Consider the following 11,299-nt stretch of genomic DNA (forward strand, 5'->3'; position numbering starts at 1 on the left):
GCTGACCGGCAATGAAGCGCGCTGCACCCGGGTCCGCCAGTGCGATGCGCTCGATGGCCGCCCGATCGGCGTTGCGCGCCACGCGAATGTTGCCGCGCAGCTTGCCGTTGACCTGCAGCACGAGATCTACCTCGTCCTGCACCAGCGCCGCCTCGTCGACGACGGGCCAGCCGGCATCGAGGATGTCGCCCGCGTAGCCGAGATCGCACCACAGCTGGTGACAGATGTGCGGCGTGATCGGCGACTGCACGCGCAGCAGGATGGAGAGTCCTTCCTCGATCAGCCGCGCGGCGGCTGGCGCGTTCGCGCGCGGCGCGCGATCCAGCGCGTTCAGCATCTTCATGCACGCCGAGGCGACCGTATTGAACTGATGGCGCTCGAGGTCGTAGCTCGCCTGCCGGAGATTGAGATGAATCTCGCGGCGGCAAGCCGCCAGCTCGGCGTCGTCGGCCCCGTCGACACGCTCACTATGGCCGGCGAGTCGAGGCCGCGCAGATTCGTCGAAGTCCCGCGCAAATGCCCACAGCTTCTTGAGGTAGCGAGCGGCGCCCTCGACGCCGGCATCCGACCACGCCAGGGTCTGCTCCGGCGGACTCGTGAACATCATGAAGAAGCGGGCCGTATCCGCCCCGTATTCATCGATCAGCGCCTGCGGGTCGACGCCGTTGTTCTTCGACTTCGACATGGTACCCATGCCACCCGCTTCCACCGGCGCCCCGTCGGCGCGCAGCACGGCGCTGCCCCGCTGCCCCTGCGCGGTGCTGACCGGCTGCCCCTGCACGGTGCTGACCACATCGGCCGGGTTGAAGTACGTGATGCGCCCCGCATCGGTCCGGCGGAAGAAGATCTCGTTCAGCACCATGCCTTGTGTGAGCAGATTCGCGAACGGCTCGTCGAGGCGGACCAGGCCGAGATCACGCATCACGCGCGTCCAGAAGCGCGAATAGAGCAGGTGCAGGATGGCGTGCTCGATGCCGCCGATGTACTGATCGACCGGCAGCCAGTACTGTACCGCCTCGTCGACCATGCGCTGTGACTGCCGCGGGCAGGCATAACGCAGGAAGTACCACGACGAATCGACGAAGGTGTCCATCGTGTCGGTTTCGCGGCGGGCGGGCTCACCACAACACGGGCAAGCGACATTCACGAAATCCGCGCGCTTCGCGAGCGGATTGCCGGAGCCGTCTGGCACGCAATCCTCCGGCAGCACCACCGGCAGCTGATCGTCCGGTACCGGCACGTCGCCGCAGCCGGGGCAATGCACGATCGGGATGGGTGTTCCCCAGTAGCGCTGACGCGAGATGCCCCAGTCGCGCAGGCGATACTGCACGCGCTTGCGGCCGAGCTGTCTCTTCTCCAGCGCCGCGGCGATGGCGTCGACCGCCTGCGCGAAGTCGAGCCCTGAGTAGTCACCAGAGTTCACCGTCACGCCATGCTCGGCGTAGGCGTCCTGCCAGGGCGCCGTCACTTCCTGGTACGCCCCGGTCTTCGAGGCGATGACCATCTTCACCGACAGCCCGAAGCGGGTGGCGAACTCGAAGTCGCGCGCGTCGTGGGCCGGCACCGCCATCACTGCGCCTTCGCCGTACCCCATGAGCACGTAGTTGGCGACCCACACCGGCAACTTGTCACCGGAAAGCGGATGGAGAACGAACTCGCCCGTGGGCATGCCCTTTTTCTCCATGGTGGCGAGGTCGGCCTCCATCACGCTGCCGCGCTTGCACTCGTCGACGAAGCGGGCGAGCTCGGGATTGCGCGCGGCGGCGCGTGTGGCGAGCGGATGTTCGGCAGCGACGGCACAGTAGGTCGCGCCCATGAGCGTATCGGCGCGCGTGGTGAACACGGTCAGCACGCCGCTGCCGTCGGCGTACGGGAAGCCGACTTCGACACCCTCGCTGCGGCCGATCCAGTTGGCCTGCATCGCCTTAACGCGCTCCGGCCAGCCGGGCAGGCTGCCGAGTCCGTCGAGCAGCTCATCGGCGTACGCGGTGATGCGCAGGTAGTACATCGGGATCTCGCGCTTCTCGACGAGCGCGCCGGTGCGCCAGCCGCGACCGTCGATCACCTGCTCGTTCGCGAGCACGGTCTGGTCGACCGGATCCCAGTTCACGACCCCGGTCGTCTTGTAGGCGAGCCCCTTCTCCAGCATCCGCAGGAACAGCCACTGGTTCCAGCGGTAATACTCCGGTGTGCAGGTCGCAAGCTCGCGGTCCCAGTCGATGGCGAAGCCGAGCGACTGCAACTGCTTGCGCATGTAGGCGATGTTGTCGTACGTCCAGGCCGCGGGTGATACGCCGTTCGCGATCGCCGCGTTCTCCGCCGGCAGGCCGAATGCGTCCCAACCCATCGGCTGCATCACGTTGCAGCCCTGCATCCGGTGGTAGCGGGTGAGCACGTCGCCGATGGTGTAGTTGCGCACGTGCCCCATGTGCAGCTTGCCCGACGGGTAGGGAAACATGGAGAGGCAGTAGTACTTGGGCCGCTTCGCGTCTTCGCGGGCCTGGTACGCCTGCGTCGCTTCCCAATGCCGCTGCGCTTCCTGTTCGACGATGCGGTGGTTGTATTTTTCCTGCATGCGATGTATTAGCGGGCTGGAGCGGCTCTGTTGGGCAAGTGCGCGATTATAACCGCAAGCCCCATCGGGTTTCCGGTGCGCCGCCTCACGATAAGTCGGCCATGATCGGAACGATAAACAATCGTGACGTTGGTTTATAGGCAATCCATGTAGTATGGGTTTTCGGCTGCAAGCCGACTCAAAACCCGGCCCGCCGTGGCCGCATGAAACCCGCACCATGGGAGAGAGCGCACATGTCCCGCAAGCATCCGATCGTTGCCGTCACCGGCTCTTCCGGCGCCGGTACCACCTCCGTGAAGAACGTCTTCGAGCACATCTTCCGCCGCGAGAACATCCGGGCGGCGGTGATCGAGGGCGACAGCTTCCACAAGTACGACCGCGAGGGCATGCGTGTCGCGATCCGCGAGGCAGAGGCCGAGGGACGGACCATGAGCCATTTCGGTCCGGAGTCGAATCTGTTCGAAGACATCGAAGGACTGTTCCGCCAGTACGGTCGCAACGGCAGCGGCAGGTTCCGCAAGTATCTGCACAACAGCGATGAAGCCGAACCCTACGGCCAGCCGCCCGGCACCTTCACGGAATGGGAGCCTCTGCCAGAGGGCACCGATCTCCTGTTCTACGAAGGACTGCACGGCGGTGTGCGCACCGACACCTGTGACGTCGCCGCGCAGGTCGACCTGCTGATCGGCGTGGTGCCCATCGTGAATCTCGAGTGGATCCAGAAGATGCACCGCGACATGAAAGAGCGCGGTTACTCGGCCGTGGACGTGACGCAGACCATCCTGCGCCGCATGCCCGATTACGTGAACTACATCATCCCGCAGTTCTCGCGCACGCACATCAACTTCCAGCGCGTGCCGACGGTCGACACGTCCAACCCGTTCGTGGCGCGCGACATCCCGACGGCGGAGGAGAGCTTCGTCGTGATCCGCTTCCGCGATCCGCACGGCATCGACTTTCCGTATCTGCTGACGATGGTGCACGACTCCTTCATGTCGCGGCCGAACTGCATCGTCGTGCCGGGCGGCAAGCTGCACCTCGCGATGCAGCTCATCCTGACGCCCCTGATTCTTGATCTCATGGAGAAGAAGCGGCGCTCGGGATCCGTCACCGGCTGACCGAACGCGACGGTTCGATATAATCCGGGGCTCGTTTCGATGGGCCCCGCGATGTCCGCCTCCTTTCTCGACGGTCTCAATCCGCAGCAGCGCGAAGCGGTCACGCTGCCGCGGCAGTCGGCGCTCATCCTGGCCGGCGCGGGCAGCGGCAAGACGCGGGTTCTCACCACCCGCATCGCCTGGTTGATCTCCACCGGGCGGGCAAGCCCGCACAGCCTGCTCGCCGTCACCTTCACCAACAAGGCGGCGCGCGAGATGCTGACGCGCATCTCCGGCATGCTGCCGATCAACACGCGCGGCATGTGGGTGGGCACCTTCCATGGCCTGTGCAATCGGCTGCTGCGGATGCACTGGCAGGACGCGGGGCTGCCGCAGCTCTTCACGATTCTCGACAGTCAGGATCAGCTCTCGCTCGTGAAGCGGGTCATGAAGAGCTTGAACATCGACGACGAGAAGTATCCGCCGCGTCAAGTGCAGTACTTCATCAACGCGAACAAGGAAGAAGGGCTGCGGCCTTCGGCGGTCGAACCGGCCGACGACTTCAGTCGGCGCATGCGCGAGGTCTATGCGTCGTACGACGAAGCCTGCCGGCGCGAGGGTGTGGTGGATTTCGCGGAACTCCTGCTGCGGTCCTTCGAGCTGCTGTCGGGCAACGAGGTGCTGCGCGAGCACTATCGCGCGCGCTTTCAGCACATTCTGGTCGACGAGTTCCAGGACACCAATCGCCTCCAGTATCAGTGGCTGCGTCTGCTTGCAGGGGGCGGGGCCGCCGTCTTCGCCGTGGGCGACGACGACCAGTCGATCTACGCATTCCGCGGCGCGCATTCCGCCAACATGCAGCAGTTCGAGCGCGACTTCGCGGTCGAACGCGTCATCAAGCTGGAGCAGAACTACCGCTCCCACGGCAACATCCTCGATGCCGCGAATGCGCTGATCCGACAGAATCGCGCGCGGCTCGGCAAGAACCTGTGGACGGCGGACGGCGCGGGCGAGCAGCTGCGGCTGTATCAGGCATCGTCCGACGCCGACGAGGCCGCATTCATCGTCGATGAGATCCGTAACCTCCGCGCGGAAGGCGTGGCGCTATCCGACATCGCGCTCCTCTATCGCTCCAATGCCCAGTCGCGGGTCCTGGAGCACGCACTCTTCTCCGCGACGCTGCCCTATCGCGTGTATGGCGGGCTGCGCTTCTTCGAGCGGCAGGAAGTGAAGCACGCGCTCGCCTACCTGCGGCTCATGGCGAATCCGCATGACGACGGCGCGCTGCTGCGCGTCATCAACTTTCCGCCGCGCGGCGTGGGAGCGCGCACCCTGGAGCAATTGCAGGAAACCGCGGGCGGTCTCGGCGTCAGCCTGTGGCAGGCGGCCTGCCAGCGCGGCAAGGGTGCGCGCGCGTCGGCGCCGGGCAGAGGGGTAGAAGGCTTCGTGCTGCGCGTGGAAGAGATGCGCGCAGCGACCGAGGGCCTGCCGCTCGCCGAGACGATCGAGCACATGATCGAGGCGAGCGGGCTCGCCGCCCACTACAAGGGCGAGCGCGACGGGGCAGACCGGCTCGAGAACCTGGCCGAACTCGTCAATGCGGCAACGGCGTTCGTCGCCGAACGCGAGCGCGGACTTGCGCCGGCGGGCGAAACCGCCGAGACGGACGCCTCGGCGGAGCCCGAGAGCGAACTCGTGGCCTTCCTGAATCACGCGGCGCTCGAGGCGGGGGAGCGCCAAGCCGGTCCCGGCACCGACTGCGTGCAACTCATGACCGTGCATTCCGCCAAGGGCCTGGAGTTTCACACGGTTTTCATCAGCGGTCTCGAAGAAGGTCTCTTCCCGCACGAGAACTCGCTCACCGCGGCCGACGGCGTCGAGGAGGAGCGGCGGCTGATGTACGTCGCGCTCACCCGTGCGCGGCGGCGACTGTATCTCAGCTTCGCGCAGAGCCGGATGCTGCACGGGCAGACGCGCTATCACATCGCCTCGCGTTTCCTGCAGGAGATTCCGCCGCCGCTCGTGAAGCGCGTCGGCGGTTTTTCCGTGGAAGCACCCGCTGCGCGATCCTTCGAGTCCTACACGGCAGCCGCGCGCTCGGTTTCACGCCCGGTGCAGCAGCAACCGCGTGAGGTGGGAGGGCTGCGCGTCGGACAGAATGTCCTGCACCCGAAATTCGGCGCCGGCGTCATCGTCGGTGCGGAAGGTCGCGGCGAAGATGCGCGCGTGCAGGTGAGTTTCCGCAACGCCGGCGTCAAGTGGCTCGCGCTCGAATACGCGAAGCTCACACCCGCCTGATCCCGCCCCTCCTAACCCGGTGCTTCCGGCACCGGCGGTGCTGCCGGGGTTCCGCCTTCGAAAAGCGCCTTGTAGCCGCGATATACCGCTCCAGCGTAGATCGGGATCCACACCAGCATGCCGAGGCCATACGGAAGCATCGCGATCATGGCGCAGGTGGCCGACAGCACCGCGAACAGCAGCACGGGCGCGAGATTGGCCATGCAGCCCAGGAAGCTGGCCTTGATGGCCTGCAGGGCCGGCAGGTTCTGGAACATGACGAGGGGCGGCGCAAAGACGACCGCCATGAAGAGCGGCACGAGCAGGAACACGGAAAGCAGCGGTGCGGCCGGCACGTCCGGCGGCGAGACCTGCGCATCGGCGGCACGCTCCAGCGCCGCGGTGATGATGCGATCGCCGCCCAGCATCATGAACGCGCCGAACGTGATGACGTTGCCGAGCAGATAGACACCGCCGATGCTGATGAGCGGTCCCGGCTGGCTGCGAAAGCCGGCGAAGAGGTGAGCGATCTCCAGGTTGTCGCCGCGCTCGAGCGCCCGGCAGCCGACGAGCATTCCGGCACCGAGAGCCGGCGTGACGAGATAGAGAACGAGCTGGCCGAGGCTCGGGATCGTCACCAACGCCACACTGATTAGCATCCAGATCGCCGTCAGCGCGATCCACACGGAAGGGCGCAGACGAAACAACGCGAATCCGTCGACGATCCACTTCAGACCGTTCGCCACGCTCAACTTCTGCACCTGTAGGGTCATTGCTTCGTCTGGATTCTTCCGCGGGGTGTTGTCGGTGATCAGTCCATCAACCCGCGGGCGGCCGCCTCGTGTGCGACATGGTTCGCCAGCAGGTGACGGAAGTGGGTGGGGTCCTTCGCGTGCGTGAGTTCGCCCGGGCGCGGCAGGTGGAAATCCTGCAGGCGCGACAGCCAGAAGCGCAGCGCACCCGCGCGCAGCATCACCGGCCACGCCTTCCGCTCGACCTCCGTGAAGGGGCGCAAGGCACGATAGCCGTCGAGCAGTGCCTGCGCACGCGGACTGTCGATGTTCCGCTCGGGGGTCACGCACCAGTCGTTGACGGTGATGGCGACGTCGTAGAGCAGCGCGTCGGTGCAGGCGAAGTAGAAATCGATCACACCGCCGATCCCGGTGCCGGTGAAGAGGACGTTGTCGCGAAAGAGATCGGCGTGGATCACGCCGCGCGGCAGATCCTCGAAACGGTACTGGGATTGAAAGCCGAGCTCGTTTGCGAGCAGGGTGCGATCATCTGCGCCGAGAAACGGCATCACCTCGGTGGCCGCGGACCGCCACCAGGACGGACCGCGCGGGTTTGCCATCGTCGCGTTGTAGCTTCGGCCCGCCAGGTGCATGTCCGCCAGCATCTCGCCGACGCGTGCGCAATGGTCCTCTGCCGGATCGCTCACTTCGTGCCCCGGCAGGCAGCTCACGAGACTGGCAGGACGCCCGTTCAGCGCACCGAGCAAGGCATTGTCGAGGTCCGCGATCGGCCGCGGGCACGGAATGCCGTGACTCGACAGGTGCGCCATCAGGTGGAGATAGAACGGCAGCTCGGCCGCGGTGAGCTTCTCGAACAGCGTTAGCACGTAGCGACCGTGGCTCGTCGTGACGAAATAGTTGGTGTTCTCGATGCCGGCAGCGATCCCCTGCAGGTCGGTCAGACTGCCCACGGAATACCGCTTCAGCCAGAGGCCGAGGTCGTCGCGGGTGACCGTCGTGAACACCGACATGACATTGGCACAGCTGCAGGGATGCTAGAAGCGGTGGATCACCCACATGGGCGGACTGACGTTGCCGCCGAGGCCGTCCTGGCGCGCGAAATTGCCGGCGCCGGTGGGATCAACGAGGTAATACGGGACGCCATGGCGCGGCGTCACGCGGATCATGTACAGCTGACCGTTCAGGCGGTATTCCTCGTAGGTGTCTTCGCCGTGCTGCTGGATCGTCACCTCGGGCTCGGCGACGTCGTCGTCCTCGAGGCCGGGCGGTGGTGGCGGCGGTTCCGGCAGGGGTTCGAGATCCGGTGGCGGCGTGCTCTGGGCGAGCGCGGTCGCGACGAAAAGGAGCAGCAGAATGGGGAGGAAACGGCGCATCGGCGAAATCCGCTAGGTTCGGGCGGGCGACCCAAACGGCCGGTCAGTGTACCATGTCAAAGATTGAGCTGGATTTCCCGCTCCCGCGGCGACGGCTCGAAACCGCGCTTCTCGTAGTGGCTGAAGATCGCATCCACGACCTCCTTCGGCTCGTCGATGACCTGCATCAGATCGAGATCCGCCGCGTCGATCATGCCTTCGGCAACGAGCGTGTTGCGGAACCAGTCGAGCAGTCCGCGCCAGAACGCGCCTTGCACGAGGATGATCGGGATCTTGCGCGTCTTCGCCGTCTGCACCAGCGTCAAGGCTTCGGACAGCTCGTCCAGCGTGCCGTAACCACCCGGCATGACGACGTACGCCGAGGCGAATTTCACGAACATCACCTTGCGCGCGAAGAAGTGACGGAAGGTCTGGCTCACGTCTTGATAGGGATTGTCGTGCTGCTCGTGCGGCAGCTGGATGTTGAGGCCGACCGAGGGCGAGCGTCCGAAGAACGCGCCCTTGTTCGCGGCCTCCATCACACCCGGGCCGCCGCCCGAGATCACGCTGAAGCCGGCGTCGGACAGCTGCCGCGCAATGCGCTCGGCAAGCTCGTAGTAGGGATGGCCGGGCAGCGTGCGGGCGCTGCCGAAGATGGAAACCGCGGGCCGGATCGGGGTCAGGCGTTCCGTCGCTTCGACGAACTCTGCCATAATCTCGAACACGCGCCACGACTCGCGCGCCGACCACGTCTTTTCGGTGATCTCCGTGGCCAGCGGCGACGGAATCTTCTGCATGCCGTTCATGATCCGGACTCCAGCTCATCTCCTCGAAACGCGTAGGCGCTACGCAAGACGCACGCCGGCCGCCGCCGGCTGAAGGTGATCGAGGAGAAGCACGGACGATGACCACGCTCTTGCTGGTGGACGGCTCTTCCTACCTGTACCGCGCGTTTCACGCCTTGCCCGATCTGCGCAACAGGACGGGAGAGCCGACCGGCGCCATCTACGGCGTCATCAACATGCTGCGGCGCCTGCGCAAGGATTTCGCGGCGGAGTATAGCGCCTGCGTTTTCGACGCAAAAGGCAAGACCTTCCGCGACGACGCCTACGCCGACTACAAGGCGAACCGCCCGCCGATGCCGGACGATCTCGCGGCGCAGATCGAGCCGCTCATGGACTGCATCCGCGCCATGGGCTGGCCGGTCCTCGTCATCGATGGCGTCGAGGCCGACGATGTCATCGGCACCCTCGCGCGCGAGGCCGAGCGCGAAGGACTCCATACCGTCGTCTCGACCGGTGACAAGGACATGGCGCAGCTCGTGAACGAGCGCATCCGGCTCGTCAACACGATGTCGAACGAGTCGCTCGACGCGGACGGCGTGCGCGCGAAGTTCGGCGTGGCGCCGGAGCGCATCACGGACTACTTTGCGCTCGTCGGCGACAGCGTCGACAACATTCCCGGGGTGGAGAAGGTCGGTCCCAAGACCGCCGCGAAGTGGCTCGCGGAGTACGGCAGCCTGGACAACGTCATCATCCACGCCAACGAGATCGGCGGTGTGATCGGCGAGAATCTGCGCAAGGTGCGGGACTGGCTGCCGCAGGCACGCGAGCTTCTCACCATCAAGTGCGACGTGCCGCTGCCCCGGGGGGTGCGCGACCTCGCGCCGCAGCCGCCGGACCGGCCGCGGCTGAAGGCGCTTTTCGAGCGCCTGGACTTCAAGAGCTGGCGCCGCGAGCTCGACACGGCCGACGAGCCCGTCCTGGTGGAGCCAGCGGCGGTGCCGCCGGCGCGCGAGCGCCGCTACGAGACCGTGCTCGACGAGAAGGCGCTCGCCGCCTGGGTGGCCAGACTCGACGCAGCGGAGCTCGCGTCGATCGACACCGAGACGACCAGCATCGATCCCATGCAGGCGAGGCTCGTCGGCATATCCGTCTCGATCGTGCCGGATGAGGCGGCGTACATTCCGGTCGCGCATCGCGGGCCGGCTGCACCCGAGCAACTGTCGGCGGAGCGCGCGCTCGCCCTGCTGCGCCCGTGGCTGGAAAACCGCTCGAAGCTCAAGGTCGGTCAGAACCTGAAATACGACCTGCACGTGTTCGCGAATCACGGCATTGCCGTGCACGGTGCAGCGCACGACACGCTGCTCGAGTCCTATGTACTCGAGAGTCATCTCTCGCACGACATGGACAACCTCGCCGAGCGGCATCTCGGGATGAAGACCATCACCTACGACGAAGTCACCGGCAAGGGCGCTTCGCGCATCGACTTCGATCAGGTGGCGGTCGACCGCGCCACCGAGTACGCAGCGGAAGACGCCGATGTGACCCTGCAGTTGCACCATGCGATGTTCCCGTCGATATCCGGGGACGCCAAGCTCACGCGCGTGTATCTCGACATCGAGATGCCGGTGCTGCCCGTGCTCTTCGCGATGGAGCGCCACGGAGTCCTGCTCGACCGGAGACTGCTGGAGGTTCAGAGCCACGAGCTCGGCAACCGGATGCGCGAAATCGAGCTCGAAGCGTATGCGGTCGCCGGCCAGCGCTTCAATCTCAATTCGCCGAAGCAGATTCAGGAACTCTTCTTCGAGCGGCAGAAGCTGCCGGTCATCAAGAAGACGCCGAGTGGCGCACCCTCCACGGACGAGGACGTGCTGCAACAGCTCGCCCTCGACTATCCGCTGCCAAGATTGCTCCTCGATTACCGTGCGCTCGCGAAGCTCAAGAGCACGTACACCGACAAGCTGCCGCGGGTCGTCAATGTGCGGACCGGACGCGTGCACACGACTTACGGACAGGCCGTCGCCGTCACCGGCAGACTGTCGTCCAACGAGCCGAATCTGCAGAACATCCCGATCCGCACCGCGGAGGGGCGTCGCATTCGCGAGGCGTTCATCGCCCCGCAGGGAGCGGTCATCGTCTCTGCGGACTATTCGCAGATCGAGCTTCGCATCATGGCGCACCTGTCGGGCGACGACGGGTTGCTGCGCGCCTTCGCCGAAGGCCGGGACATTCATGCAGCGACCGCCGCCGAAGTCTTCGCGGTGGATCTCGACGCGGTCACCTCGGAACAGCGGCGCTATGCGAAGGTGATCAACTTCGGACTCATCTACGGCATGTCGGCATTCGGGCTCGCCGCACAGCTCGGGGTCGAGCGCGGCGCCGCGCAGCAGTACATGGAGCGGTACTTCGCGCGTTACCCGGGCGTTGCCGCCTACATGGAGCGAACGCGTGGGCAAGCGAGGGC

Annotated in this window: 8 protein-coding genes; 3 read left to right on the plus strand and 5 right to left on the minus strand. The window is 65.8% G+C overall.

What is annotated here, in order from left to right; translation table 11 throughout:
• Positions 1-2,575: leucine--tRNA ligase (locus JNK68_13690; protein ID MBL8541396.1), on the minus strand; the 2,575-nt coding region annotated here is incomplete at its 3' end.
• Positions 2,576-2,808: 233 nt separating this feature from the next.
• Between JNK68_13690 and JNK68_13695 the strand changes: the two genes are divergently transcribed.
• Together JNK68_13695 and JNK68_13700 are read left to right on the plus strand one after the other, a co-directional pair.
• Positions 2,809-3,693, plus strand: coding sequence for a phosphoribulokinase (locus JNK68_13695; GenBank protein ID MBL8541397.1), 885 nt, complete (start codon positions 2,809-2,811; stop codon positions 3,691-3,693).
• Positions 3,694-3,744: 51 nt separating this feature from the next.
• Positions 3,745-5,970 (plus strand): UvrD-helicase domain-containing protein, encoded by a 2,226-nt coding sequence (locus JNK68_13700; protein MBL8541398.1) that lies wholly within the window; start codon positions 3,745-3,747, stop codon positions 5,968-5,970.
• 11 nt (positions 5,971-5,981) lie between these two features.
• Here the strand turns inward: JNK68_13700 and JNK68_13705 are convergent, their stop codons facing one another.
• The 4 genes from JNK68_13705 to JNK68_13720 are packed head-to-tail and all read right to left on the minus strand — an operon-like array spanning position 5,982 to position 8,859.
• On the minus strand, positions 5,982-6,722 hold the full coding sequence (locus tag JNK68_13705) for a hypothetical protein (GenBank protein ID MBL8541399.1): 741 nt from the start codon (positions 6,720-6,722) through the stop codon (positions 5,982-5,984).
• Between the two features lie 38 nt (positions 6,723-6,760).
• Entirely contained in the window at positions 6,761-7,711 is a 951-nt protein-coding gene (locus tag JNK68_13710; protein ID MBL8541400.1) for a homoserine kinase, read from the minus strand.
• A 24-nt stretch (positions 7,712-7,735) separates the two neighbouring features.
• Entirely contained in the window at positions 7,736-8,074 is a 339-nt protein-coding gene (locus JNK68_13715) for a DUF2782 domain-containing protein (protein ID MBL8541401.1), read from the minus strand.
• 56 nt (positions 8,075-8,130) lie between these two features.
• Entirely contained in the window at positions 8,131-8,859 is a 729-nt protein-coding gene (locus tag JNK68_13720) for a TIGR00730 family Rossman fold protein (protein MBL8541402.1), read from the minus strand.
• A gap of 98 nt (positions 8,860-8,957) precedes the next feature.
• On the opposite strand from JNK68_13720, the gene polA reads away from it, so the two are divergent.
• The coding region (gene polA, locus JNK68_13725) for a DNA polymerase I (protein ID MBL8541403.1) at positions 8,958-11,299 on the plus strand (2,342 nt) is incomplete at its 3' end.

This window comes from Betaproteobacteria bacterium (genome assembly GCA_016791345.1).
Lineage (GTDB): Bacteria > Pseudomonadota > Gammaproteobacteria > Burkholderiales > JAEUMW01 > JAEUMW01.

Bases quoted from the DNA above. Each gene is read 5' to 3' on its own strand.
- JNK68_13695 (MBL8541397.1), top strand. From the start codon at position 2,809: ATGTCCCGCAAGCATCCGATCGTTGCCGTCACCGGCTCTTCCGGCGCC.
- JNK68_13700 (MBL8541398.1), top strand. From the start codon at position 3,745: ATGTCCGCCTCCTTTCTCGACGGTCTCAATCCGCAGCAGCGCGAAGCG.
- JNK68_13705 (MBL8541399.1), bottom strand. From the start codon at position 6,722: ATGACCCTACAGGTGCAGAAGTTGAGCGTGGCGAACGGTCTGAAGTGG.
- JNK68_13710 (MBL8541400.1), bottom strand. From the start codon at position 7,711: ATGTCGGTGTTCACGACGGTCACCCGCGACGACCTCGGCCTCTGGCTG.
- JNK68_13715 (MBL8541401.1), bottom strand. From the start codon at position 8,074: ATGCGCCGTTTCCTCCCCATTCTGCTGCTCCTTTTCGTCGCGACCGCG.
- JNK68_13720 (MBL8541402.1), bottom strand. From the start codon at position 8,859: ATGAACGGCATGCAGAAGATTCCGTCGCCGCTGGCCACGGAGATCACC.